Genomic DNA, 25212 nt, shown 5'->3' with positions numbered 1-25212 from the left:
GCTAGGGATAGCAAAAGGGGCCCGGCGCTAAAAGCGCCGGGCCCCTTAGGTTTCCGCAGGGCGGAACGAATCAGCCGAGGCTGAAGGGCTGACCCCACAGGGTCACCCAGGTGATCACATTGTCGGTCTCGACCTCGACGCTCACGAAGGAGCGGGCCTGGGCGTAACCGCCGCAACCGGTCAGGCCGATGGTCTCGTCGGCCCAGGTGACCGAACCGTTGGAACCCTTGAACGCATTGCGAACCTTGTGCTGTTCGCTGCCGAAATCATCGGCCTGCTCCAGGTCCAGCACGTAGAACGACCGGGTCTGGCCGGGGCCGAGGGTCAGGTTGCCGCCGCTGGTGACGCCGGTGCCGCCCTGGTCGATATTGCCGGAGAAGTCGGCGCCGCCGGTCGCGCCACCGGTGGCGCCGCCACCGGAGATGTCGACCTGGCAACCCACCACGTAACCGGGGAAGATCTTGCCGCCGACGGCGGTGGTGTCACCCGACAGCTGCACCTGCGCACTGCCCGAAACCCAGGCGTTGCGGTGCACCGGGGTGCTGCCCATGGACGGGCTGATATTGGCCGATTCGCCGACCATGCGCACGGTCACGACAGTGCCATCGGACAGGGTCTTGGTGAGTTCGCCACCCGGCAGCGGAACGAAGGTGTCGGCATTGGCCGCGCCGGTGGAGAACAGGCCGAGCGCGGCGGTGGCGACGGCGCCGATACCGGCCGCCCGTGCCAAAGTCTTGCGGATGTTCATCGCATTATCCCTCTAGGGTCGAATTCGCTTACGCGAGTAATGAATTGGATGTCCGGGCGGCTCAGCCGAGGCTGAACGGCTGCCCGTAGAGGGTGGTCTTGGAGTAGTGGTCACCGATGACCTCGACCACGGTGTACGCCCGCGCCTGGGCATAGCCCGCGCAGCCGTTGACCTGGATCTGGGCGTCCTGGTACTCGACCGAGTAGTGGCCGGCCTTCAGGATGTCCTTGCTGTCGATCTCGACGAACTTGACCTCGCCGGGGCCGAGGTTCAGGCCGACCGAGGCGCCGAGGCTGCCACCGCTGAGGTTGACCCCGCCCGAAACGCCCGCGGAGATCGCATTGCTCGCGATATCGACCTGGCAGCCGACGATGTAGCCGGTGGCCAGGTGCGAGGCACCATGGGTGGAGGAGTTGTTCGAGCCCGGCAGATTGGCCGCGCCGTTGTTCGGGCCGACGGTGCCTTCCGGCGTCTCGGCCACATCGGCGACGGCATTGCCCGACACCCAGACCACGCGGCCCGCGCCATTGGCGGCCAGCGACGGTGAGATGACGGCATGCTCACCCGTGCGGGTGATGGTGACTGCTCCACCGGGAGCGACCTTCTGACCGTCCGGCAACGGTACGAAGGTATCGGCATTGGCGGCGCCGGTCGACATCAGACCGAGCGCCACCGAGGCGGCTGCGCCGATGCCCGCGAAGCGGACGGCGCGACGGATACCGCTGGTGCGGTTCTCGCTCATTCGTTCCCTCATCAGGTTGTCTCGCGTTCAGCTCCGACCACCGGAGCCGATGTGGTCGCCGCCGCATCCAACTCCCAGTGAGCAAATTTCAAGCAGTCTGCTCAAACCCTTTGGACACGTATCGATATCGACCCGAGCGAGACGATAGCCACATCTGCAACTATTTGGCAACAGTGTGATGAACATGCGAATACAGCGATGAATAGGCATGAATGTGAGATCCGCCGCCGAGCGGGGGGAATGCCGCGAACCTGACACGCGGCTGCGATGGTGACCACACTCGAGAGTGAGCGCGCTCAGTGAATTCGGCCGGGAATTCAGCCGTGATGCGGAGGCACCTGGGAACGCAACCAGTCATCGCCGGACCGATTCGAATCCGGTTCGGGGGTGCGCTCATCGGAGGTGGTGGCGGGCAATGTCTCGCCGAAGATGGCCGCGAGTTTGGCCGCGTCCGCGGCCGATAAACGGCGAGACCCCGCCCGGCGCGCGGCCGGGCGGGGTTCGTCCGAGGAATCCTGTGTGGAATCCGAAGGGGTGGAATCCGGGGATTCGGAAATCATTCCGACAGACCGGACAATTCATCGATAACCCGGCTCGCGAGCGGACCGAGCGTGGCCATACCGTCGCGAATCGCGGCCCGCGAACCCGGCAGATTCACCACCAGGGTCGAACCCGAAACGCCCGCCAGCCCGCGGGACAGGCCCGCGTCCAGTGAACCCGAGGCCAGACCGGACGCGCGCAGCGCCTCGCTGATACCGGGGAGCACCCGGTCCAGCACCTCCTCGGTGGCCTCGGGGGTGACATCGCGCGGGGACATACCGGTGCCGCCGACCGAGATCACCAGATCGACGCCGCCGATGACCGCGGTATTGAGCGCATTGCGGATCTCGACCTCATCGGCCTGCACCGAGATCGAGGCGTCCACCAGGAAGCCCGCCTCGGTGAGCAGTTCGGTGACCAGCGGCCCGAAGGAGTCCACGCCGCCATGAGCGGTTCGGTCGTCGACGACCACGACAAGAGCACGGCCCGCCACAGCGGCATCGATTTCCATGGTGCTAACCGTAGCGCCTGGACCCGACAGCCCGGCGGCTGCGCCCGGGAACACAGTGCCGTTGTCCGACAACAGCTCCCAGCCGCCGTCCGCGGTCACCCGGATCTCCGGCATCGGAGTTCCGCTACTGTCCTGTCGCATCATCGACCGCCTTCCGCCGCCGCCTCGCCGAGGGTCACCTCGACGGTTTTCGCATTGTTGCCCTGGTCATCGGTGAAGGTCACCTTGACCTTGTCGCCCGGACGGTGCGAGCGCACCGCGGCGATCAGGGCGTTGCCCGAATCGATCACCTGGTCATCGAGTTTGGTGACGACCGCGTTGTTCGGCAGTCCCGCCTTGGCGGCCGGGCCGTCCGGGGTCACCTCCAGTACGCGCGCCCCGTTGACGTCGTCCTGTGCGCGCACCTTCACGCCGATCTGGGCGTAGGTGGCCTTGCCGTTCTTGATCAGCTCATCGGCCACCCGGCGGGCCTGATCCACCGGAATCGCGAAACCGAGCCCGATGGAACCGCTCTGCCCACCCGCGGCCTCGGACACCCCGAGCGTGGCGATGGCGGTGTTGATGCCGATCAGCTTGCCGTTCATATCCACCAGCGCACCACCGGAATTGCCCGGGTTGATGGCCGCATCGGTCTGAATGGCGTCGATGACGGTGCCCTGCGAATTGGCCTCACCGCTGGTCGACACCGGCCGGTTCAGCGAGGAGACGATGCCGGTGGTCACCGTGCCCGCCAGGCCGAGCGGTGAACCGATCGCCACCACCGACTCACCGACCTGCAGATTGCCCGAGGCGCCGAGTTCGATCGGCTTGAGCCCCTGCTTGTTCGGCACCCGGACGACCGCGAGATCCGAGACCGGATCCGCGCCCACCAGCTGCGCCGGGGCGGTGCTGCCGTCGCTGAACGCCACATCCATCTTGGCGTTCGGGCCCGCACCGCTGACCACGTGATTGTTGGTGAGGATCAAACCGTCGGTGGATAGCACCACGCCGGAGCCCTCGCCCTCGGCCTTGGCGCCCGCGACCCGGATCATGACCACGCTAGGCAGCACCTTCTGCGCCACCGCCTGCACCGAACCGGCCGGGGCGTTGGCCACCGTGCTCACATTCGGCTTGGGTGCGTCCAGCGCGTTGGTGAGCGAGGTACCGCCATTGTTGTCGCGGGTGGCCAGCGCGCCGACCGTACCGCCGATACCGCCGCTCACCAGTGCGAGCACCACCGCGCCCGCCACCAGTCCGGCGCGACCGGACCGCTTGGGCGCGGGCGCGCCCGGATCACCCGGGTAGCCCGGGCCGTGCGGCGGCTGGCCCGGACCACCGGGACCGCCGGGGCCACCGAACATCGGCTCGGTGTGCTGCGGCGCGCCGCTCATGCCCTGGGCGTACCCGGCCCCCGACGCCGCGTACGCCCGGCCGTACGGCCCGACCGGCAACTGCTCGGTCCCGGCGGCCGGAAGCTGTTCCGTCGCGCCGTACGAATGCGCGCCGGTGCCCGGGCCGGACTGTCCGGGAGCCGAACCCTGCTGTCCCGCAGGACCGTAGCCCGCGGGAGCGCCGTACGGATTGCTCTGACCCTGGCCGTGCTGCCACGAACCCTGCTGTGCCGCATTGCCTTCCAGGATCTGCCCGGTCGGACCACCGCCGCCGAAGCCGTCGAACGCCTCGGTGCGCGGGCCCTGCGGCGGCGTGCCGCCGGACGCGGGAGTCGCTGCGGCACCGGCGGATTGGCTCCACGGGCTCGAATAGCCGGGCGCGGGTTGTGCGGGACGATCGGTCCCCGCGGCGGGCGCGCTACCGCCCGCGGGCGTCGAATCGACACCGAAGTCGGGATGGGCGCCGGGAGCGGCGCCGGGTGTTGCACCATGAGCCGGGGTCGCGGGGACGCCGGAGGTGGCGGGCGACTGCGCGGCAGCGCCGGTATCGGGCTGCGCGGCTGCGGGGCCGGAAGTGGCTTCGGGCTCCCGCTTCGAATCCTCGGTCATGTTTCTCGTTTCTCCTCGAGTCTCGTAGCCAAGCGTGGCGGTGACGACTGAGAGCGGACTGAGATCGCGCTGGCTTTTTCCGGAGCTTTCGGTGCGAAGTAGCTCGAGACGGTCAGGTGCCCGCGAAGGGCGTGCCCTCACCGGGTAGAACGATACGGATCAACGCGCCGCCGCGGTCGGAACTGTCGATCGTGATGGTGCCGCCGTGCTTGGTCACCACCTGTTTCACGATGGCCAGGCCCAGGCCGGAGCCGGGCATGGACCGCGAGGCGGTGGTGCGGTAGAAGCGCTCGAACACCAGATCGCGTTCATTGGGCGGAATGCCCGGTCCGGCGTCGTCCACGGTGAGTTCGAGCAGTCCGCGCCCGTTCTCGTGCATGGACACCCGCACCGCACCGCCCGCCGGACTCCATTTGGCCGCATTGTCGAGCACATTGAGAATGGCGCGTTCGAGTCCGGCCTCATAGCCGTAGACGAACCAGGGGCGCAGCGACGCCTCGAATTCGATACCGCTGCGGCGGCGGCGCACCCGTTCCAGCGCGCGGCCCACCACATCGCCGATATCGACCTGTTCGTAGACCGTTTCCGGGGCGTCCTCGCGAGCGAGATCGACCAGATCGCCGACCAGCGTGGACAATTCCTCGATCTGCGCCATCACATCCGAGCGCAACTCGGCCATGTCCTCATCCGGAATGCGCGGTGCGCCCGGACGCGAGGAGGCGATCAGCAATTCCATATTGGTGCGCAAAGACGTCAGTGGCGTTTTCAGCTCATGTCCGGCGTCGGCCACCAATCTGCGCTGCCGTTCCCGGGATTCGGTGAGTGCGCGCAGCATTGTGTTGAAACTCTCGGTGAGCCTGGCGAGTTCATCATCACCGGTTACCGGAATCGGCGTGAGATCGTCGGTTCTGGCGACGCGTTCGGTGGCCGCGGTCAAACGCGCGATGGGCCGCAAACCGGTGCGCCCCACCGCGGTTCCGGCCGCCGCCGCCAGCATGACGCCGCAGCCGCCGACCACGAACAGCAGCCAGGCCAGTCGATCGAGCACCTCGCGGGTCGGTTGCAGGCGCTGCGAAACCACCAGCGTGGAACCGGAATGCGTGCGCCGCGCCAGTACCCGCTGATTGTCGACGGTGCGCAGCGAGAAGGCGATCTCCCCGCGCGCGACGGCCAATTCCTGTTTGCCCACAGGCGGATTGGTGGTCTGCGGCGGCACGTACGGCGACAGATCCGGGAAGATCAGCGCCACCCCGACGTCGTTGGAGTACAGCCCGGCCAGCACGATCGACTGGAATCCGAGCGAATCGAAGTTGTTGTCGATCATCAGCGAGGCGCGCGCCTTGAGCTGCGAATCCACATCCGCGTACAGCGAACGGGCCACCATGGCGTAGGCCGCGATGGAGGTGAAGGCCACCGCGACCGCCACCACCGAGGCGGCCAGCAGCGTCACCCGCCAGCGCAGTGACACCGAACGCGTGAGCGGCATCGGCGGACGCATATCGGGTTCCGGCGACTTCGCGAGCCCGGCGACCACCGGCCGCCTGGGAACAGTTCTACCCACGACCCGATCCCCTACGGCGGGGTCTCGCGCAGTACGTAGCCGACGCCACGCACGGTGTGGATGAGTCGCGGCTCACCTTCGGCCTCGGTTTTACGGCGCAGATATCCGATGTACACCTCGAGCGCGTTCCCGGAGGTGGGAAAGTCGTAACCCCATACCTCTTCGAGAATGCGACTGCGGGTGAGCACCCGGCGCGGATTCGCCATCAACATTTCCAGCAGTGAGAATTCGGTGCGGGTCAGGCTGATAGGGCGTTCTCCGCGCAGTACTTCGCGGGTGACCGGATCCAGCGACAGATCGGCGAAGGTCATGGTCTCGGAGACCTCGCCCTGATCGACCGTGGTGCGCCGCAGCAGTGCGCGTAGTCGCGCCAGCAACTCTTCCAGCGCGAACGGTTTGGGCAGATAGTCGTCGGCGCCCGCGTCCAGTCCGGCCACCCGCTCGGAGACCGAATCCCGTGCCGTGAGTACCAGAATGGGCAGATCGTCGCCGGTGCTGCGCAGTCGGCGGCAGACCTCGAGCCCGTCCATGCGGGGCATCATCACGTCCAGGACCAGGGCGTCCGGCCGCTGGCTGGTGGTCTTCTCCAGTGCGTCGAGACCGTCGACGGCGAGGTCGACGGTGTACCCGTTGAAGGTCAGCGAGCGGCGCAGCGATTCCCGGACCGCGCGGTCGTCGTCGACTACCAGAATGCGCATGAACACCAGTCTGCCCACAGCGACTGAGAGGCGACTGAGAAGGGCCACTTCGACACGCCGGGCGGGATCGCCTGGTGACCAGCGCGTTTTAATTGCCTCGGGGTAAAGGTATTCGAAAGGCGTTGCGCGCGGCTGTATTCGGAGTCGTGTATGGCGAGTTCCTCGAATTGCCGTTACACAGCCCGCGCGGTATGTTGCAGGCCGGAAAAGAAGACCTCTAGTTGGTTCCGCGCGGGGTTCGACCCCTACGCCATACAACCGCATACGACCTGGGGGTCACTCGTGAAAGCGGAGGCGACGGAAGCGGGATGGAAGCGACACCCCGGTCCTGGCAATTGAGCCTGTCCAACTGGCCCGTCACACGCAAGGTCGGCATCGTTCTGGTGCTCCCGGTGTTGCTCGCGTCGACCTTCGCGGTCCTGCGCATCAACTCCGAGCTGCAAACGATCAACAACCTCAGCGCCGGTACGGAACAGGCCGCCGTAATGGGCCCATCAACCAAATTCGAGTCCGCCACACAGGAACTCGCCGTCCAGGCCATCGCGGGCTGGGGCAACCCCGACGCGAACCCGGTGCTGGACAATGCCATCGGCCGGTTCGATCAGGCGGTCGCCGATCTGGAGACACTGCTCCGCTCCTCGAAGGTGGAGGCCAATGTCACCCAGGGGCTGACCGATTCGATCAGCGCCGCCAAGAATATGCGCAACAGCCTGCACACCAGCTCGCCACAGTCGGTGGCGGATCAGTCGCAGGCCGTCTCCAACAAGGTGCAGGCCGCGCTCACCACCTCGCAGACGCTCTCGGATCTGCGTGTGCAGCAACTCTTCCTGATGCAGGGCACGGTCATGACCGCCAGCCGCCTGCTCACCCAGGAACGCCTCATGCTGGCCACGCCGGGTATCGGCACCAATGAGGCCATGAAGGTCCGGCTGCTCACCGCGATCGGCGCCGAGATCACCATGGTCGAGGTCTACAAGGGCCTGGTCCCGGACGCGGCGGAGAACTACAACGGGCTCAAGGACGCCGCCGGTATGCGTATCGGCATCCTGTCCTCGGGGGCGCCCGATCCGGCCGCCATCCCGGCCATGGTCGACTCCATCAAGACCAGCCAGGACCTGTACACCCGTGAGGGCCAGGGCATCGGCGCGAAGCTGGACGCCAAGCTGGGCCAGCTCACCACCGACGCGCGCAATACCGTGCTCCGCGATACCTCGATCGTTATCGGCATGCTGCTGGCGGGCCTCGCGCTCGCGCTGATCGTGGCGCGCTCGCTGGTCGTGCCGGTCCGCCGCCTGCGGCGAGACGCGTTGCAGGTGGCGCACATCGACCTGCCGCAGGAACTCGAGGTGGTGCGCGCCGGTGGCGTCACCCCCGAGATCACCCCGGTCGATGTCAACACCACCGAGGAGATCGGACAGCTCGCCCGAGCCGTCGACGATATCCACACCCAGGCGCTGCACCTGGCCGCCGAACAGGCGCGTTTGCGCCTGCAGATCGGCAATATGTTCGAGACCCTGTCCCGCCGTAGCCAATCCCTCGTGGAACAGCAGCTCACGCTGATCGAGGAATTGGAACGCGACGAGGACGACTCCGAACGCCTGCAATCGCTGTTCCGCCTCGATCACCTCGCCACCCGCATGCGCCGTAACGGCGACAACCTGCTGGTGCTGGCCGGAACCGCGCTGCGCCGTGGCCATCTCGCGCCGGTGCCGCTGTCCGACATGCTGTGGTCCTCGGTCTCGCAGGTGGAGGATTACCAGCGCGCCGAGATCGGCACCGTGCCCGACGGCATCGTCGCCGGTGAGCCCGCGGTCGATATCGAGCATCTGCTGGCCGAGTTGATCGACAACGCGCTGCGCTATTCACCGCCGTCCACTCCGGTGGCGGTGTCGGTGGCGCGCGCCGTGGACGGGGGCTACCTCATCGAGATCACCGACCGGGGCCTGGGCATGAATGCCGAGGACCTGCAGTCCATCAACGACCGGCTCGCCTCCGGTGGTGAGGTCAATGTCGAGACCGCGCGCCGCATGGGCCTGTTCGTCGTCGGCCGACTGGCCAAGCGGCACAACATCACCGTGAGCCTGCGCCGCACCTCGGCCATGGTGCAGCAGCCGGGCATCACCGCCAGCGTGCACCTGCCGGGCACGCTGGTCTCGCCCGCGCCCGAACGCAATGACAACAGCACCGGGCAGTTCCCGGCGACCGGCGCGATGCCGGTGGCTCCGGCCGCGATCGCCGCGGTACCCCCGCTGGCGCACGCACCCGCGTCCGCGCCGCAACCGGTGGTCACCCCGCCGCGGCTGATGCCGGTGCCCAATCCGCCGGAGGTCGTCACCACCGGCCGCTTCGGGGTCACCAGTTCCGGTCTGCCGCAACGCAAGACACCGGGTTCCGATACCGGTGAACAGCCCGTTTACACCGGCGATCAGCCGTTCACCGATAACTTCGTCGACGCGTTCGCCGATGCCGCCGGTGCGCCGACCGCCGCCTACAGCGTCGTGGGGCCGAACACCCCGCCGCCGGTGGACTTCTGGGGCGATACCGGACAGCACGAGATACAGCGGCCGCAGGAACAGCGGTCACCCGAACCGCTCCCGCCGGTCAGCGCGGGCAACGGGTACGGGTACGGCGCGGACAACAGCGGCGATACCGGGAGTTTCTTCGCGAACGGTTACAGCGCCTTCGGGAACGACGAGGGCGCATCCGGTGACAACGCGCCGAGCACACCCGCGAACGGCTTCCCGAATCCGGTCGGTGCCAATGGCCTGACCGGCGACGACGCTCGCGGTAACAGCGGTAACGGAAACGGCAACGCCGCCAACGGCAATGGCGGAGCACCCGCCGACGGCGACGGTAACGGCCCGGGCGACAACGGTTTCGGCACCGGCGATACCGGCTTCAACGGCGGATTCGGCAGCGGCAACGGCGCCGCTCCCGCTTCGCTGCCGCAGCGTGGTGCCGCACCCGCGCCCGCACCCCAGCAGCGCGAGAACGCCATGTCCGGTAGCCCGATCTACCAGCGCATGGTGTCCGAGTGGCTGGTGGAACCGGCGGGCGGCGGCCAGGATGCGGCCGCGGAATGGTCCTCCAGTTCGGACGCAGGCTGGGCCGCGGCCGAGGAGGCCGCCAATCCGACCAGCAGCTCCCGCACCCAGGGCGGACTGCCCATCCGCCGGCCCGGCGCACAACTGGTGCCCGGTGCGGTGGCGCAGGAGGACGAGGCGGGCGCGCGCAATCCGGAGGAGATCCGTTCCAGCTTGACCCGGCACCTCAGCGGCGTCCGTTCGGGACGCGCAGACTCGCAGTACACAGACGGAGGGCATGTATGACCGACTCCCAGCGCACCACCACCGATGAGAACCTGAACTGGTTGGTCACCCGTTTCACCCGGGAGGTGCCGGGCGTCTCGCACGCCGTCCTGGTCTCCGCCGACGGCCTGCTGCAGGCGACCAGCCCGCACCTGCCGAGCGATCGGGGCGAACAGCTGGCCGCGGTCACCGCCGGTCTGGCGAGCCTGTCGGCCGGTGCCGCACAGCTTTTCGACGGCGGCAAGGTGATGCAGTCCATCGTGGAGATGCAACGCGGCTATCTACTCGTGATGAGCGTCGGCAATGGTTCGCACCTGGCGGTGCTGGCCAATAAGCAGCACGACATCGGCCGCATCGGCTACGAGATGGCGCTGCTGGTCGACCGGGTCGGGTCGGTGGTGCAGGCCACTGCCCGAACTGCCTGATGAGCCGCCGATGACAACTTCAAACGGGGGCGTGGGCGGGTCTCGTCCGACCAGCAGGGTCCGCCCGTACGCGCTGACCTCCGGCCGCACCGAACCGGCAGTGGACCTGCCGCTCGAGGCGGTCGTCGAAACACTTTCCTACACCGCCCATTTCGACTGGCCCGCCGGTGACATCCGCACCGAGATCCTGCGTATGGGTACCGCACGCCTGTCGGTCGCCGAGATCGCGGCGCACCTGCAGCGGCCACTGGGCATGATCCGGGTCGTGATCGGTGATCTCGTCGTCGCCGGGACCCTGCGCGTGCATTCGACCCTGAGCGACCAGGCGACCTACGACGAGCGCCGTTCTTTGATGGAGAGGACACTGCATGGACTCCGCGCCCTTTGACGGCGGGAGCTACAACGGGGGCGCACCGCAGTACCCCAGCGGTGGGCCCCAGTATCCGGGTCAGCAGTACGCGAATCCGGCTGTAGCGCAGCAGTACCCGCCTCGCCCGGGCGAGGAGTACCGGACCGTGGCCTCCACCAAGATCGTGGTGGCCGGCGGCTTCGGCGCGGGCAAGACCACCTTCGTCGGCGCGGTCTCGGAAATCGTTCCGCTCCGCACCGAGGCGATGGTGACCGGCATGTCCGACGGGGTCGACGACCTCGCCGCCACGCCCGGTAAGGAAACCACCACGGTGGCCATGGATTTCGGGCGCATCATCCTGCCCGGCAATCTGGTGCTGTACCTGTTCGGTACGCCCGGCCAGCGCCGCTTCTGGTTCATGTGGGACGACCTCATCAAGGGCGCCATCGGCGCGGTGGTGCTGGTCGACACCCGCCGCATCGAGGACAGTTTCGCCGCCGTCGACTTCTTCGAGGCCAAGAAGCTGCCCTTCCTGATCGCCGTCAACCGCTTCCCGGACGCACCGCGCTTCCCGGTCGCCGAATTGCGCGAGGCGCTCAGCGTGCGCGAGGGCGTGCCGATCGTCGATATCGACGCCCGCGATCCGGGCGAGGTGCGGCGGTCGCTGGCGGCGGTCACCGAGTACGCCATCGAACGACTCATGAACGCACAGCGCGAAACCGCCCGGCGCGGCTAGACATTCGCCGCACGCACGGGAGATACGAAGGCAGGCAGGGGTTTCTGGGTGATCTACTTCTCGATGGGCTACTGGGTGATCGGCCTGGCGCTGATCGTGTCTCTTGCCGGGGTGTCATGCGGTCTCGCGTGCATCCGGCAATCCACCAAATCGGTGACGACCCGCTTCCGGCTGCTCTGGCTGTTCGTGGCCGCCAGCTCCATCGGCGGTGTCGGCGTTGCCCTTTCGGTCTTCGTCTCGATGCTCGGGTTCGGGGTCAAGGGCACCACGCTGCGCTACGACACCACCATGACCACGCTGTTCTCGGCGCTGTCCGGGCTGACCGTCTTCGTCGGCCTGGTGGTCGCCGGTAAGAACCTGAACTGGCTGCGGCTGGTGGCCGGCGCGCTGATCATGGCGGGCGGGCTCGGCACCGTGCACCTGCTGCTGCTCTCGGCCATCCGGGTGCAGGGCACCACCGAGCGCAGCCTGGTGTCGGTCGTCGCGGTGTACGTGATCGCCGGGGTGCTGTCCGCGCTGATGATGTGGTTCAGCCTGTGGGCCCGCACGGTTCCGGTGCTGATGGCCGGATCGCTGGCCTACGCGGTCATGGTGACCGGTATGCACTACGCCGGGCTCACCGGACTCCAGGTGCACGTGGACCCCACGGCGGCGATTCCCGAGGGTGACGAGCTGTTCAACTTCTTCGTGCCGTTCTTCATCATCGGCTCACTGTCCCTGGCGATTCCGATCACCGCGATCCTGGTCGCGCCCGATCGCCGCGAGGCCCGGCAGGCGCCCGCACCGGCCGAACCCGACCTCACGCACAGCGCGTCGCTGGCGGTGTCGTCACGGAAGTCCGGGCGCGTCAAGACATCCGTGCGCTGATTCACCGAAAACGTCTCGGGGCCGGTACCGCAGTCGCGGTACCGGCCCCGATGTCTTTCGGACCGTTGCCGATTCGGCTCGGCTATCGGCCGGTTCGGCTCAGTTCTTGATCGCGGGCGGTTCCCCCGTCATCCGGCTCGGATCGAGCAGGGCGAACAGCTCGCCCTGCGGTGCGGCCAGCACCGCCATGCGGCCGAACGGGCCGTCCTGGGCGGGCATCAGCACCGTCGCGCCCAATTCCGCAGCACGCCGCAGGCCGTCGTCCAGGCCGTCGAACTGGAACCAGGTGAGCCAGTAGGGCTGTTCGGGCGCGGCGCCGTTGGCGGTGTCGTCGTTGATGCCGCCCACCGGATCGGTGCGGCCCGGCGGCACCAGCGTCGCGTAACGCATGGTGGCATCGTCGAATTCGGCGCAGGTGAATCCGAAGACGCTGGCGTAGAACGCCTTCGCCGCGTCGTAGTCGCCGGTGTGCAGATCGTTCCAGGTGTACGCACCGTGTTCGCTGTGCACGGCCGCGCCGTTGTGCGCCCGCGCCTCCCACACCGCGAACGGTGCGCCCGCGTTATCCGCGGCGACGAACATGCGGCCGAACTCCATCACATCGAAGGGCGGCACCAGCATGCGCCCGCCCGCCGCGGTGACCGCCTCGGCACTGGCATCGGCGTCCAGTACCGCGAAATAGGTGGTCCACACCGAGGGCACGCCCGCTTCGGGTTTGGGTCCGATGCCCGTGACGGGCTGCCCGTCGCGGAATGCCATCAGATATCCCCCGGTGTCCTCCCCGCCGCCCTGAACGTCCCAGTCGAACAGCGCCGCGTAGAACTCACCGGCCTTGGCCGGATCGTCGACCTGGCAGTCGACCCAGCACGGCGTGCCCGGGGGCCACGCCTCCTCGCGTACAGGCATCGGTCATCTCCGTTTCTGAAGTACTGCAAAGTAATCAATAGCGGTTGTAGTGACGCCGATCACACAGCCGGGTCCAGTCAACCACCGCAGGGCGACAAATTCACGGAGTTCACCAGGTCGGACAGATCGACTTCGGGAATGCCGCGCGGTCCGCGCGCACGGCGAATTACAGTGGGTGTCATGCGTTTCGGGCTGGATTACGCCGCAGGCCGCCCCGCCGCGAGCGCGATCCGGGCGGCCGGTTTCGACTTCGTGGTCCGCTACCTCTCCGAGGGCGGGCCATCCCTGCCCGGCAAGATCCTCACCCCCGCCGAAGCGGACGATCTACGCGCGCACGGTGTTTCGATCGTGTCCAACTGGGAGACCACGGCGGCCCGCATGCTGGACGGCTACGGCGCGGGCGTCACCGACGCGCGCGCGGCGCTGGCGCGGGTGCTGCGCTGCGGCGGGCGGCCGGACCGGCCCATCTACTTCTCCGCAGATTTCGACGCCACGCCGCCGCAGCAGGAGCCGATCAACGCCTATCTCGACGGCGCGGCCTCGGTGCTCGGGCGCGCGAATGTCGGTATCTACGGCGGCTATTGGCCGGTGAGCCGGGCGCTGGACGCGGGCATCGCGACCTGGGCCTGGCAGACCATCGCCTGGTCCGGAAGCAATCGCGAGCCGCGCGCCCAGCTGTTCCAGACCGGCAGGCAGGTCGTGGTGGACGGCGTCGAATGCGATGTGAACGAAACCGACTACGCGGATTTCGGCCAATGGGATTTCGAATCGGAGGAACAGGACTTGACTCCCGAACAGGACGAAATACTCCGGGACATCCAGACCCAGCTGCGCGGTCCGGGTCTCGCGGGCTGGCCGCAGCTCGGCGACGATGCCGCGGGCAACCATCGCACCGTGGTGGACGGACTCGCCGCCGCGCTGACGAAGATCGACGAACTGCGCACGGAGGTCAGCGATCTGGAGGCCACCACCGCGGAGCTGGCCGCCGAGGTGGCCCGGCTCTCCGGACATCACTGGCCGTTCCCGTTCTCGCTCATCGAAGGACCCGCGACGGTACTGGCCGACGGACTGGGGCGGCTCGAGCAGTTACTGCCGGATCTGCCGCTACCCGGATGGGGCGATTCGCCCAAGAACGGACAATCCACCGAATCGGCGAGTCCCATTGCCGCAGTGGACAAGTGAATTGGCTGATTTGTCGGAATTTATCCGGTGCGCAATGCGGGTAAACACCCCCGAAAGTGGCGATGAGCGGGTTCTTCTGTAGTCAGAAGAACCCGCCCTCGGCCCCGAGAATACCGTCGCCAGGCCACGGATTCACAACTTTGAGAAGACTTTTTGGAACACGCCGATAAGGTCCGGCGTCGGCGACACCGCCCCGATCCGCAACCTCGATCAGAGATCGGCCGGATCCAGCAGGCCGAGCTGCACCGCACGCGCCAGCCTGCGCGGAATCCGATACTCCACACCGCCCACCGTGACCGGAATCAGATCCGGCGCGGTCGCTTTCCACTGCGAACGCCGACTGCGGGTATTCGATCGCGACATCCGCCGCTTCGGAACCGCCATGTCAATTCTCCTCTTGCACGATGGAATTGCCGCGCACGCGTTTGCCATAGCGGCGTTCGAACTTCTCCACGCGGCCCGCGGTATCGAGGACTCGATGTGAACCCGTCCAGAACGGATGCGAATCCGAGGTCACGTCGACCACCATGAGCGGATAGGAATTGCCGTCCTCCCATTCGATGGTGCGTGCCGACGTCGCGGTCGAGCGGGTCAGGAAACGCTTTCCGGTACCGGCGTCCTCGAAGACCACCGGATGGTAATCGGGATGGATTCCCGCTTTCATCGCCTCACCTTTCGTTCGTGCGGGAACCGGCGTCACCGGTGCCCGGCGTGGATACGGTTGTGTCGCAGGGATCCTCGTGCTGATCACCGAACGGGTCGTGCCACAGCGCCACCCGCTCGGGAGCGAAACGCACCTGCCGCAGTTCGTCCTCGTCGACCAGCGCCCAGTGCAGTGCATGCCGGATCTCCTCGGCATCGGCGTCGTGCACCAGGATCACCAGCGACGAATGCCGATCGCCGAAATGCTCGTCCCAGCGCAGCGAGGCCATCATGTGCCGCTCCGGATCGGCCTGCGCGAGCTCGTCCAACTCCGCGGAAGTCATTGCGGCCAGCCATTTTCCGGCCCCGCCGATGCGCAGGCCGCCACCGGCGGACTCCAGCCACACCACCTCGTCGGGCTGGGTGGCGAGCCACACCCGGCCGCGCGCGCTCACCACTCCCTCGAGCAGTGCGTCGATCGCCGAATGCAGGCGGTCCGGATGGAAGGGGCGGTCGGTGTCGAATTCCAGCAGTGCCACACCGCAATCCGGCTCCAGCGGAGGTTCACCACGCAGCAGGCTCGCGTGCGGATCGAAGGGCGCGCCGCGCCGGGCATCGGATGGAATCCGGTCCAGCAGGCCGAAAAGCGCGTCGGCGCGCAGCATTTCGGACGGCGCGTGCTGCCCGAGCGAGGCGGGTTCGTCCAGCCAGGCGATCGGCGCGCGCGGGGCCAGCCGGGCCAGCACCGCGGCGGTGCGCATGCGCTCGTCCGGATCCGCGCCGCCGTCGAAACCCAGTAGCGCGTCGGCGAATTCGACCTGGCCCACGGCCAGCTGGGCCATGGTGCGATCGTCCTCGGCGGTGGCGTGACCGCGTTCGGCGAGGGTGTCGTCACCGGTGGCATCGGTCAGCCAGTCGCGGGCGTCCAGGCAGGTGAGCACCGCCTCGATGCGCACGCTGTGCCCCGCCGGACCGTCCACCCGGCCCGGCACTCCGCTCACCACCACATCGCGAATGGCCTGGCAGACCGCCTCCGCCTCGAAGGCCGGATCCAGGGCGAGCACGATGCGGCGCACCGAATCCCGTTGTGCCAGTAGGCACAGATACGGCAGCAGATCCGCGCGCAGCGTGCAGGAGACGCAGCCGTGCGCGAGTTCGAGCACGGTCGCGTCCACGCGGCCGTTCAGATACGCGGTGCGGCGCACCACGCCCTCGTGGAGTTCGGACAGGTCGTGCCGGACCACGACGGTGCCGGGTTCGGCGCCCAGCCGCCGCGCGGCGCGCTGTACGCCCTCGGCCGCGCGGCCGGGCAGGCCCGCAATGACCAGCACGGGTGTTCGGTCGTCCACCGGAACCCCTTTCGACAACGATTTTCATTTACAGATGCCTCAGCGTACATTGGAATAAACCCGTTGTCGAAAACGATTGTCATCTGCAGGAAGGGGTGCTCATGTCGGCAATCTGCCAGGTCACCGGACGCAAGCCCGGATTCGGCAAGTCCGTATCGCACTCGCACACCCGGACCAACCGGCGCTGGAACCCCAATATCCAGCGCAAGACCTACTACCTGCCCAGCGAGGACCGGCGCATCACGCTGAACGTCTCCGCCAAGGGCATCAAGACCATCGACCGCGACGGCATCGAAGCGGTCGTCGCCCGGCTGCGCGCCGGCGGCCAGAAGATCTGAGGAGCAGCAGATGGCATCGAAATCGACCGAACTCCGGCCGATCATCAAACTCGTATCCACCGCCGGAACCGGGTACACCTACGTCACCCGCAAGAACCGGCGCAATAACCCGGACCGCATGACCCTGCGCAAATACGATCCCGTCGTACGCAGGCACGTCGACTTCAAGGAAGGCCGCTGATATGGCCAAGAAGTCGAAAATCATGAAAAACGAAGAGCGCAAACGGATTGTCGCGCGCTACGCGGAACGGCGCGCGGAACTCAAGGAGCTCATCCGCAAACCCACCACGTCAGCGGAGAATCGGGCCGCCGCGCAGACCGCCCTCGCGCGGCTGCCCCGCGATGCCAGTCCGGTACGATTGCGCAATCGGGACGCCGCGGACGGACGCCCGCGTGGTCATCTTCGAAAGTTCGGCCTCTCGCGAATACGTGTCCGCGAGATGGCTCACCGCGGAGAATTACCCGGTGTACACAAATCGAGCTGGTAGGCACCCACAGATCTCGTGAGAAGGAACCGCTGACATGGCAGTGAAGCGAGCACCGTCGAAGAAGGTCCGCGCCGAGCAGGGCCGCAAGCCCAAGAAGAACCCACTCATCGCAGCCGGCGTCGAATACGTCGACTACAAGGACGTGAACCTGCTCCGCACCTTCATCTCCGACCGCGGCAAGATCCGCAGCCGCCGCGTAACCGGCCTGACCCCGCAACAGCAGCGCCAGGTCGCCATCGCCGTGAAGAACGCCCGCGAAATGGCCCTGCTGCCTTTCACGAGCCGCTGACGCAGCTCGCACCGAGGGACGAAAACTCCTGTGCCCCCGATGCTTACGCATCGGGGGCACATTTGTCTCGGAACGGCTCGGAACGGCTCAGAATGGCTCGGAGAATGACGAGGCCCCCGAGTGCAAGCACTCGGGGGCCTCTGACAGTTCTGGGTGTCCCGGAGTTACGGGATGGTCAGGACCTGGCCGACGTTGATGGCGTCGGGGTTGGGGATGCCGTTGGCGTCGGCGATCTGCTGGTAGCGGTTGCCGTCGCCGTAGAAGCGCTCGGCGATCGCCCACAGGGTGTCACCGGACTCGACCGTGTAGGTCTGGGCGGCCGGCGGCGGCGGGGGCACCTCTTCGACGGCCGCGGCCTGGGTGACGACCTCTTCGACCGGAGCGGCGATCGGGTTGTCGGTGTTGGTCTCGGTGGACCACACGGGGCCGCCGTCGCCGTAGATGACCACGTTGCGGTCCGGCTGAACCACGAGACGGTCCACGGACTTGCCGTTGGTCTCGGTGGACCAGGCGGCGCTGCCGTCACCCTTGTAGAGCACGAAATTGCCGTCCGCCTGCAGCGCCGCGCGCGTGACGTCCTGGCCATTGGTGGCGGAGGCCCATTCGACCTTGCCGCTCGGATCGGTCAACACGAGGTTGCCGTCATTCTGCAGAGTCAGAGAATATGCGCCGCCCTTGAGCGAGTCTCCGAGACCAAGTTCTTCGCCAACCTTCAATGCGTCGCCCACGGTGCGTCCTTTCCGGAGGGGGAGAGCTACAGATAATTCGATGGCGCGTAAGTGCATTCGCACATCTCCTACCGAGGTTACTGCTCCCGCCCCGGTCCGGGTGCGGATTACGCGCCGAGTCCCCGGATAATTTGGCTCACTGTCGCTAGGAGTTCGCTATGGCGTCATATCCGCCCCGACCGGTCGGACCGTTAGGGTGGTCCGCATGTACGGGACCCGAGGCCGCCGCCTCACCGCCACCGCTCTCGCCGCGCTGCTCAGCCTGGCCGTCGCCGCCTGCGGCGATACCGAAAAGACCGGCGACCGAACGCAAGTCAGCAGCACCACCACCAGTGCGGATCCCGCCCCCACCGAAGCGCCGCAGGGTCAACTAGGCCGTGCCTTCACCGCCGATCCCGGCATCGTGAACCCGCATCCGCTGTCCTTCGACAGCTGGACCCGCGTCGCCCCCGACCGGATCGCGGTCAACTTCACCACCGGCTCCCCCGAATGCTACGGCGTCGACGCCACCGTCACCGAGACGGATAAGACGGTGAGCATCGCGCTGCGTTCGGGCACCCGGCCGGACGCGGTGGGCCGCATGTGCACCATGATCGCCGTCTTCGGCAGCCTGGAACTTCCGTTGAAGTCCCCGATCGGTGATCGAAACGTGGTCAGCGCCAAGTAGTTACACACCGATACCGCCAAAAGTACGGAGCCGGTTGCGAATCGCTCTCACGATCCGCAACCGGCTCCGAAATTCCTTACTCCCGCAGGGCTTTCGCTCAGTGCGCGAAGTGACGCGAACCCGTGAGGTACAGCGTGACACCGGCCTCGCGGCACAGCTCGATGGTGTCCTTGTCGCGGATGGACCCACCCGGGTGCACGATGGCGCGCACGCCCGCCTCCACCAGGATCTGCGGACCGTCCGAGAACGGGAAGAACGCGTCGGACGCGGCCACCGCACCCTGCGCGCGCTCACCGGCACGATCCACGGCCAGCTTGCAGGAGTCGACCCGGTTGACCTGACCCATGCCCACACCGACGGCCGCACCGTCGTGCGCCAGCAGGATCGCGTTCGACTTCACCGAACGGCAAGCCCGCCAAGCGAATTCGAGATCGGCGAGGGTCGCGGCATCGGCGGCCTCACCGGCGGCGAGCGTCCAGTTGGCCGCGCTGTCGCCCTCGGCGTCGAGGATATCGCGGTCCTGCAGCAGCAGTCCGCCGCTGACCGGACGCAATTCCACACCCTTGCGCTGGGCGGGGGTGGCGACGAGCACGCGCACATTCTTCTTGCGCTGCAACACTTCCACCGCGCCGTTGGCGTACCCGGGCGCGACGATGACCTCGGTGAAGATCTCCGCGACCTGCTCGGCCATCTCCACGCTCACCTCGCGGTTGGCCGCGATGACGCCGCCGTACGCGCTGACCGGATCGGTGGCATGTGCCTTGCGATGCGCCTCGGCGATATCCGAAGCCACCGCCACGCCACAGGGATTGGCGTGCTTGATGACCGCGACCGCGGGCAGTTCGAAGTCGTACGCGGCCCGCCAGGCGGCATCGGCATCGGTGTAGTTGTTGTACGACATCTCCTTGCCGTGCAACTGCGTCGCCTGCGCCAGCCCCCGCGCACCGGCTTCGCTGGTGTACAGCGCGGCACCCTGATGCGGGTTCTCGCCGTAACGCAGCACCGAATCACGAGTCCAGGTCGCGCCGACCCAGGCCGGGAAGCGCTGCGACGCATCGGTTTCCACGCCGTCGGCGGCCTCGGCGGCCGGAACCGCGACGCTGGTCATCCAGCCGGCCACGGCCACATCGTAGGTGGCGGTGTGCTGGAAAGCCTTGGCGGCCAGCGCGGTTCGCTCGGCGAAGGTGAAACCGCCGCCCTGCACGGCCTTGAGCACGCTGTCGTACTCGCCGGTGTCCACGACCACCGCGACGGACGGATGGTTCTTGGCGGCGGCGCGCACCATGGACGGCCCGCCGATATCGATCTGCTCGACCGATTCGTCGATGCTCGCGCCACTGGCCACGGTCTGAGTGAACGGGTACAGGTTCACCACGACCAGCTGGAACGCCTCGACACCGAGTTCGACGAGCTGATCGAGGTGCTCATCCTTGCGGGTGTCGGCCAGGATGCCCGCGTGCACGCGCGGGTGCAGGGTCTTGACGCGACCGTCCAGGGTCTCCGGAAAACCGGTCAGGTCTTCGACTTTGGTGACCGGGATGCCCGCGTCGGCGATCTTGCTCGCGGTCGAACCGGTCGACACCAGCTCCACGCCCGCGGCGTGCAGGCCGGTGGCCAGTTCGATCAGGCCGGTCTTGTCGTAGACGCTGACCAGGGCCCGCTGAATCGGCTTACGTTCACTCACCGGAGAACCTCATCTGGGATAACTGCCTTTCGTCCATCGGAGACAATGCCTCGGATCGCGACGGCGGCGACGGTCTCCGCCAGCAGCCGTCGCTCCACAACCTTGATGCGCTCGTGCAGGGTCGCCTCATCGTCATCCGGCAGCACCGCGACCGCCTCCTGCGCGAGAATCGGCCCGGTGTCCACACCCGAATCGACCAGGTGCACGGTCGAACCGGTGACCTTGACCCCGTAGGCCAGCGCGTCCCGCACCCCGTGCGCGCCCGGGAAAGCGGGCAGCAGCGCGGGATGGGTATTGATGATCCGGCCGGCGAAGCGCGCCATGAACTGCGGGCCCAGGATCTTCATGAACCCCGCGGACACCACCAGATCCGGCTGGAACGCGTCGACGATCTGGGTCAGCGCGAAATCCCAGGCGGCACGATCGGGAAAATCGGCGAGCTCCACCGCGAAGGCCGAGATGTCGAACTCCTCGGCGTGGTCGGTGGCGGCGCAATCGCGATCCACGCCGACGGCCACGACCCGGGCCGGATAGCCCGGCTCCCGAGTGGCTTCGAGCAGCGAACGCAGCAGTGAACCGGTGCCGGAGGCGAGCACGACGACGGTCGCGGGCGCGGTCGGCGGTAGCAGCTGGGCGGGCGTGGAACTCAGCGCACTACTCCCTGGGGTATCGGGCGGAAAGGGAAAGGCGGAATGCGCTCCGCCGCCTTAGAGCCTAACGACCGTCCACTCCCGGGTGGTCCGGCAGGTCTCCCTCTACCACTTCGGCGTCGACGATGTCGGAGTTCTCGTCCGATTCGCGCGGCGATTCCTCGTCGAGCGCGAAGGGTTCGTCGAGCAGTTCGCCGTCGACCTCGACCACGTGACCCGGATCGTCATCGTCGTAGTAGTCGTCCTCGTACTCGTCGTCCGCGTAGTAGTCGTCGGCGTAGCCGTAGTCCGCGTCCTCGTATCGGACGTCGTATTCCGTATCGTCGTAGTCGTATTCGACCGCCGGGGCGGGCGCGAACCAGCGCGCCGCGAGCATGCCGATATACCCGGCGAGGGCGAACCAGACGAAGGCCAGGATCGCCGCGATCCACACATTGGGGCCGATCCAGCCGAAGGTGCCCAGCTCACCGCCCGCGATACCGCCGAGCAGCGTGAGCAGCAGCGCCGCCACACCCGCGGAGGTGAGGGTCGCCCAGGGCGCGGTGGGGCGATCACCGGTGGTGCGGCCGCAATCCAGGCCACCGAGCACGCCGACGGCGGCCGGAGCGATGAGGAAGACCAGCCACCAGGCCGCCACCGGACCCGACGGCACGGCCGCCATCAGCGGCACCGCCGGAACCGGCGCGCCCTCGATGCCGAACAGGCTCAGCGAACCCGCACCGATGTGCACCTCACCGCCGAGCAGCACGCTCACCGCGTCCACCAGCGCGTTCGGCAGATACGCCAGCGATACCAGCGTCAAACCCAGTGCGCCCGCGATATTTCCGGCCGTGTGATAGGTATCGCCGATCCGCGACCAGTGCAGCAGGAACGACAGCACCGTGAGCGCGGCGGCCACCAGCAGCAGCCGCCAGACCGCGCGCATTCCGGCCCGCACGCCCGGAACCAGCCACTGCGGCAGGGGAATCGGCAGCAGTTCGGCGAAATCACGCCAGTGCCGCACCCCCACTCCGGCGACCGCGGCCAGCAGGTGCAGGGCGATCACCCAGGCGAACGCGACCAGCGTATGCGGCGGCTGCAATGCCACCACCGCGGACGCGTCATCGGCGACCGCCAGACAGACCGCGGTCACCAGCAGCGGCCCGCCCACCGCTGCACCCGCGATCCAGGCCAGATCCACCGGCGTGCAATCCCCCTCGGCCGCACAGTGATCGGCCGCCTTCGCGCAATCGCGGGCCACCAGCCACAGGATCAGCCCGGTCGGCAGCAGCGGCCACAGTCCGATCGTGGTGCGGCCGATGGTCAGCGGAACCTGATGCACCGCAAGCCAGCTCGCCGAAATCGCCCCCGAAGCCCCCGACAGCCCGCTCCCCGCGGCCAGCAGCGTCCCGAACACCAGCGCGAAAATAATCAGCAGTGTGATGCCGGACGCGCGCGCCGCCACCATGAACAACACCCGGGCCCGCTCCGGTGTGAGCGACCCGAATCCGCCCCCGCCCACCGAGACCGGACCCCGCGGCATTTTCCGCACATCCTCATCGGTCACCCGAGCCAGGGTAGTTCTCGGCGCACTCATGGAAAACCAGCCTGTCAGTTCGCTCCGGCCGGAAGGGACAGGCGCGCCGGACAATTCCCGGCGTAATGCCAGGTAGAGCCCTCGTCAACCCCGGCGCGCTGCCGGCCGGGATGGCGGGAGTGGGCCCGAATAGCGAACGGCCCCCGGTGAATACCGGGGGCCGTTCCTTCGAACTGGGTGTCGCTACTGCTTGTCGTCCTGGCCCGGACGGAACGCGCGGGTCGCGTCGGCGGCCGGATCGGCGGCCTGTTCGCCACCGAACGGCTGGGCCGGGCGCGGCGGCTGCGCGCCGAAGTGCTGGGTGGCGTTCTCATTACCGGCGGGCTGGCCGTAGGACGGCTGCTGCTGGCTGTATCCACCCGGCTGCGGCTGACCGTACGACTGCTGACCGTAACTCGGCTGCGGCTGCGACCCGGTGCCGTATCCCGCGGGCTGCTGACCGTAGGACGGCTGCTGCGGGTACTGACCACCGGTGCCGTACCCGGACGGCTGGCCCTGCTGCTGCGGCGGCTGCCCGAAGGACGGCTGCTGCTGCCCGAAACCACCCTGCTGACCGAAGCCCGGCTGCTGGTAACCGCCGCTGCTCTGACCGAACGGCTGCTGCTGTCCGAAGCCCTGCGGCGCGGCCGGTTTCGGAGCGGGCGGCTTGACGATGCCCACCTCGAACAGCACCGCGATCACCGCGACCGCGGCCTGCACCAGCGACAGGAACACCAGCACCCAGCCGCCCCACTTGGTGGCGAGGTCACCGGTGAACGAGTTGAACAGGATCGACAGGAAACCCGTCACCGCGGCGGCCGCCGCCACCCCGGTCCAATTCTGCTTGGGCAGCAACGAAAGTCCGGCGAGCAGACCCGAGAAGAGCAGAATCCCGACCAGCGACGGATTCGACTCGAAGAGGTTGTACGTGAGGCTGAGTTCCTTGCTGCCCTTGTACGGCGCGAAACCCAGCAGGAAGTTGATCACACCGAGCGCGGCGACGCCCACGGTGAGAAGGAACGGAAGGCCCTTGCCCGCCACGCCCGTCGTACTCGACCCTGCTGCGGGAGCACCCGCGGGCTGCGAGCCATAGCCAGGTGCGTTGGAAGGCGTCGGCGCGGGCCCGTTGTATCCCGAGCCCCCGGTCGGGTATGACATGTCGTCGTCTCCTATCGAGTCGTTCACGAACTCCCACCGACGCTACTGCACGAATCCCCCAGCGGCACCACCTACCACCCGCCGTGCCCATTCCGCAATAGGGCCAATTCGCCACGCCGCCAGCCCAAATCAACCCCCCGAAACGACGAGGGCCGCCTCCCACGAGTGGGAGGCGGCCCTGCGTGTTCTCGCGTATCAGGCGGTGATGCTGGCCTTTTCGAGGATTTCGCGCGCCAGGGCGGCGGTCTCGGACGGGGTCTTGCCGACCTTCACGCCCGCGGCCTCGAGGGCCTCCTTCTTGCCCTGCGCGGTGCCCGCACCGTCGGAGACGATGGCGCCGGCGTGGCCCATGGTCTTGCCCTCGGGGGCGGTGAAGCCCGCGACGTAGCCGACGACCGGCTTGGTGACGTTGGCCTTGATGTAGGCCGCGGCCCGCTCCTCGGCGTCGCCGCCGATCTCACCGATCATGACGATGAGCTTGGTCTCGGGATCCTTCTCGAACGCCTCGATGGCGTCGATGTGGGTGGTGCCGATGACCGGGTCGCCGCCGATGCCGATGGCGGTCGAGAAGCCGAAGTCGCGCAGCTCGAACATCATCTGGTAGGTCAGGGTGCCCGACTTGGAGACCAGGCCGATCGGGCCCTTGCCCGCGATGGTGGCCGGGGTGATGCCGACCAGCGACTCACCCGGGGTGATGATGCCGGGGCAGTTCGGGCCGATGATCCGGGTCTTGTTGCCCTTCTCCACGTTGTAGGCCCACGCGTACGCGGTGTCCTGCACCGGGATGCCCTCGGTGATGACCACGAGCAGCGGGATCTCCGCGTCGATGGCCTCGATGATGGCGTCCTTGGAGAACGCCGGCGGCACGAACGCGATCGAGGTGTCGGCCCCGGTCTTCTCGATGGCCTCGGCGACCGAAGCGAACACCGGCAGCTCGACGGTGTTGCCGTCCTTGTCGGTGTGGGTCACGGTGGTGCCCGCCTTGCGAGCGTTCACACCGCCGACCACATTGGTGCCCGCCTTCAGCATCAGCGCGGTGTGCTTGGTGCCCTCGCCGCCGGTGATGCCCTGGACGATGACCTTGTTGTCCTTGTTCAGGAAGATAGACATAT

General features: G+C 67.6%; 28 protein-coding genes. 11 read left to right on the top strand and 17 right to left on the bottom strand.

The window, feature by feature from the left end:
- Positions 1 to 70: 70 nt before the first annotated feature.
- The 7 genes from ACFC4D_RS25245 to ACFC4D_RS25215 form a co-directional block, all read right to left on the bottom strand.
- The gene (locus ACFC4D_RS25245; RefSeq protein WP_364642358.1) at positions 71 to 748 is read right to left on the bottom strand and encodes an MspA family porin; all 678 of its coding nucleotides are present in this window, start codon (positions 746 to 748) and stop codon (positions 71 to 73) included.
- A 61-nt stretch (positions 749 to 809) separates the two neighbouring features.
- On the bottom strand, positions 810 to 1490 hold the full coding sequence (locus ACFC4D_RS25240; RefSeq protein ID WP_364642362.1) for an MspA family porin: 681 nt from the start codon (positions 1488 to 1490) through the stop codon (positions 810 to 812).
- Positions 1491 to 1807: 317 nt separating this feature from the next.
- Positions 1808 to 2050: a hypothetical protein gene (locus tag ACFC4D_RS25235; RefSeq protein WP_375964694.1), complete on the bottom strand. Its 243-nt coding sequence runs from the start codon at positions 2048 to 2050 to the stop codon at positions 1808 to 1810.
- The gene (locus ACFC4D_RS25230) at positions 2047 to 2541 is read right to left on the bottom strand and encodes a MogA/MoaB family molybdenum cofactor biosynthesis protein (RefSeq protein WP_364642969.1); all 495 of its coding nucleotides are present in this window, start codon (positions 2539 to 2541) and stop codon (positions 2047 to 2049) included. Before ACFC4D_RS25230 ends, ACFC4D_RS25235 begins: the two co-directional genes overlap by 4 nt.
- A 140-nt stretch (positions 2542 to 2681) precedes the next feature.
- Entirely contained in the window at positions 2682 to 3911 is a 1230-nt protein-coding gene (locus ACFC4D_RS25225) for a S1C family serine protease (protein WP_376066980.1), read from the bottom strand.
- Between the two features lie 721 nt (positions 3912 to 4632).
- Positions 4633 to 6018 carry a HAMP domain-containing sensor histidine kinase gene (locus ACFC4D_RS25220; RefSeq protein WP_364642973.1) on the bottom strand — a complete coding sequence of 462 codons (1386 nt, stop codon included), beginning with the start codon at positions 6016 to 6018 and terminating at the stop codon, positions 4633 to 4635.
- A 74-nt stretch (positions 6019 to 6092) separates the two neighbouring features.
- Complete coding sequence (locus ACFC4D_RS25215; RefSeq protein WP_364642975.1) at positions 6093 to 6785, bottom strand: response regulator transcription factor; 693 nt, start codon at positions 6783 to 6785, stop codon at positions 6093 to 6095.
- Between the two features lie 302 nt (positions 6786 to 7087).
- Between ACFC4D_RS25215 and ACFC4D_RS25210 the strand changes: the two genes are divergently transcribed.
- The 5 genes from ACFC4D_RS25210 to ACFC4D_RS25190 are packed head-to-tail and all read left to right on the top strand — an operon-like array spanning position 7088 to position 12464.
- Entirely contained in the window at positions 7088 to 10108 is a 3021-nt protein-coding gene (locus ACFC4D_RS25210) for an ATP-binding protein (RefSeq protein ID WP_376066950.1), read from the top strand.
- Positions 10105 to 10512, top strand: coding sequence for a roadblock/LC7 domain-containing protein (locus ACFC4D_RS25205; RefSeq protein ID WP_364642372.1), 408 nt, complete (start codon positions 10105 to 10107; stop codon positions 10510 to 10512). The genes ACFC4D_RS25210 and ACFC4D_RS25205 overlap by 4 nt, the downstream gene beginning before the upstream one ends.
- 10 nt (positions 10513 to 10522) lie before the next feature.
- Complete coding sequence (locus ACFC4D_RS25200; protein WP_364642375.1) at positions 10523 to 10900, top strand: DUF742 domain-containing protein; 378 nt, start codon at positions 10523 to 10525, stop codon at positions 10898 to 10900.
- Entirely contained in the window at positions 10881 to 11597 is a 717-nt protein-coding gene (locus ACFC4D_RS25195) for an ATP/GTP-binding protein (RefSeq protein WP_364642378.1), read from the top strand. Before ACFC4D_RS25200 ends, ACFC4D_RS25195 begins: the two co-directional genes overlap by 20 nt.
- A 48-nt stretch (positions 11598 to 11645) precedes the next feature.
- Entirely contained in the window at positions 11646 to 12464 is an 819-nt protein-coding gene (locus ACFC4D_RS25190) for a hypothetical protein (protein WP_364642381.1), read from the top strand.
- Positions 12465 to 12563: 99 nt separating this feature from the next.
- On the opposite strand, the gene ACFC4D_RS25185 is transcribed toward ACFC4D_RS25190, so the two are convergent.
- Positions 12564 to 13370, bottom strand: a complete 807-nt coding sequence (locus tag ACFC4D_RS25185) for a VOC family protein (protein WP_376066947.1) — start codon at positions 13368 to 13370, stop codon at positions 12564 to 12566.
- 180 nt (positions 13371 to 13550) lie between these two features.
- On the opposite strand from ACFC4D_RS25185, the gene ACFC4D_RS25180 reads away from it, so the two are divergent.
- Positions 13551 to 14552, top strand: a complete 1002-nt coding sequence (locus tag ACFC4D_RS25180; RefSeq protein WP_364642387.1) for a DUF1906 domain-containing protein — start codon at positions 13551 to 13553, stop codon at positions 14550 to 14552.
- Between the two features lie 210 nt (positions 14553 to 14762).
- Here the strand turns inward: ACFC4D_RS25180 and rpmF are convergent, their stop codons facing one another.
- The 3 genes from rpmF to mrf are packed head-to-tail and all read right to left on the bottom strand — an operon-like array spanning position 14763 to position 16543.
- On the bottom strand, positions 14763 to 14936 hold the full coding sequence (gene rpmF, locus ACFC4D_RS25175; RefSeq protein ID WP_364642390.1) for a 50S ribosomal protein L32: 174 nt from the start codon (positions 14934 to 14936) through the stop codon (positions 14763 to 14765).
- 1 nt (position 14937) lies between these two features.
- Positions 14938 to 15216 (bottom strand): type B 50S ribosomal protein L31, encoded by a 279-nt coding sequence (locus tag ACFC4D_RS25170; protein ID WP_364642393.1) that lies wholly within the window; start codon positions 15214 to 15216, stop codon positions 14938 to 14940.
- Between the two features lie 4 nt (positions 15217 to 15220).
- Entirely contained in the window at positions 15221 to 16543 is a 1323-nt protein-coding gene (mrf, locus tag ACFC4D_RS25165) for a ribosome hibernation factor-recruiting GTPase MRF (protein ID WP_376066945.1), read from the bottom strand.
- Positions 16544 to 16644: 101 nt separating this feature from the next.
- Here mrf and rpmB point away from each other — a divergent pair, with 101 nt between their 5' ends.
- From rpmB to rpsR, 4 genes are read left to right on the top strand one after another with little or no spacing between them, the layout of a single operon-like run.
- On the top strand, positions 16645 to 16881 hold the full coding sequence (gene rpmB / locus ACFC4D_RS25160) for a 50S ribosomal protein L28 (protein WP_364642400.1): 237 nt from the start codon (positions 16645 to 16647) through the stop codon (positions 16879 to 16881).
- A gap of 10 nt (positions 16882 to 16891) precedes the next feature.
- Positions 16892 to 17062 (top strand): 50S ribosomal protein L33, encoded by a 171-nt coding sequence (gene rpmG, locus ACFC4D_RS25155; protein WP_364642403.1) that lies wholly within the window; start codon positions 16892 to 16894, stop codon positions 17060 to 17062.
- 1 nt (position 17063) lies between these two features.
- Positions 17064 to 17369, top strand: a complete 306-nt coding sequence (rpsN, locus tag ACFC4D_RS25150; RefSeq protein WP_375964677.1) for a 30S ribosomal protein S14 — start codon at positions 17064 to 17066, stop codon at positions 17367 to 17369.
- Positions 17370 to 17403: 34 nt separating this feature from the next.
- Positions 17404 to 17658 (top strand): 30S ribosomal protein S18, encoded by a 255-nt coding sequence (gene rpsR / locus ACFC4D_RS25145; protein WP_354985278.1) that lies wholly within the window; start codon positions 17404 to 17406, stop codon positions 17656 to 17658.
- Between the two features lie 164 nt (positions 17659 to 17822).
- Here rpsR and ACFC4D_RS25140 read toward each other — a convergent pair whose 3' ends face one another.
- Complete coding sequence (locus ACFC4D_RS25140; protein WP_375964674.1) at positions 17823 to 18386, bottom strand: LysM peptidoglycan-binding domain-containing protein; 564 nt, start codon at positions 18384 to 18386, stop codon at positions 17823 to 17825.
- 205 nt (positions 18387 to 18591) lie between these two features.
- Between ACFC4D_RS25140 and ACFC4D_RS25135 the strand changes: the two genes are divergently transcribed.
- Positions 18592 to 19053, top strand: a complete 462-nt coding sequence (locus ACFC4D_RS25135; RefSeq protein WP_375964671.1) for a hypothetical protein — start codon at positions 18592 to 18594, stop codon at positions 19051 to 19053.
- Between the two features lie 97 nt (positions 19054 to 19150).
- On the opposite strand, the gene purH is transcribed toward ACFC4D_RS25135, so the two are convergent.
- The 5 genes from purH to sucD all read right to left on the bottom strand — a co-directional run bounded on the left by purH (position 19151) and on the right by sucD (position 25210).
- The gene (gene purH, locus ACFC4D_RS25130; protein WP_376066942.1) at positions 19151 to 20737 is read right to left on the bottom strand and encodes a bifunctional phosphoribosylaminoimidazolecarboxamide formyltransferase/IMP cyclohydrolase; all 1587 of its coding nucleotides are present in this window, start codon (positions 20735 to 20737) and stop codon (positions 19151 to 19153) included.
- Entirely contained in the window at positions 20734 to 21387 is a 654-nt protein-coding gene (gene purN, locus ACFC4D_RS25125) for a phosphoribosylglycinamide formyltransferase (protein ID WP_364642977.1), read from the bottom strand. The genes purH and purN overlap by 4 nt, the downstream gene beginning before the upstream one ends.
- A gap of 64 nt (positions 21388 to 21451) precedes the next feature.
- Positions 21452 to 22933, bottom strand: coding sequence for a DUF6350 family protein (locus tag ACFC4D_RS25120; protein WP_376066939.1), 1482 nt, complete (start codon positions 22931 to 22933; stop codon positions 21452 to 21454).
- Between the two features lie 213 nt (positions 22934 to 23146).
- Positions 23147 to 24100, bottom strand: a complete 954-nt coding sequence (locus ACFC4D_RS25115) for a DUF5336 domain-containing protein (protein WP_375964662.1) — start codon at positions 24098 to 24100, stop codon at positions 23147 to 23149.
- Between the two features lie 195 nt (positions 24101 to 24295).
- Entirely contained in the window at positions 24296 to 25210 is a 915-nt protein-coding gene (gene sucD, locus ACFC4D_RS25110; RefSeq protein WP_364642425.1) for a succinate--CoA ligase subunit alpha, read from the bottom strand.
- Positions 25211 to 25212: the final 2 nt, after the last annotated feature.

Origin of the sequence: Nocardia sp. NPDC056000, assembly GCF_042269265.1 — a bacterium.
Lineage (GTDB): Bacteria > Actinomycetota > Actinomycetes > Mycobacteriales > Mycobacteriaceae > Nocardia.
Note: the sequence above shows the minus strand (reverse complement) of the source record. Positions and strands in the feature narration are given on the sequence as shown.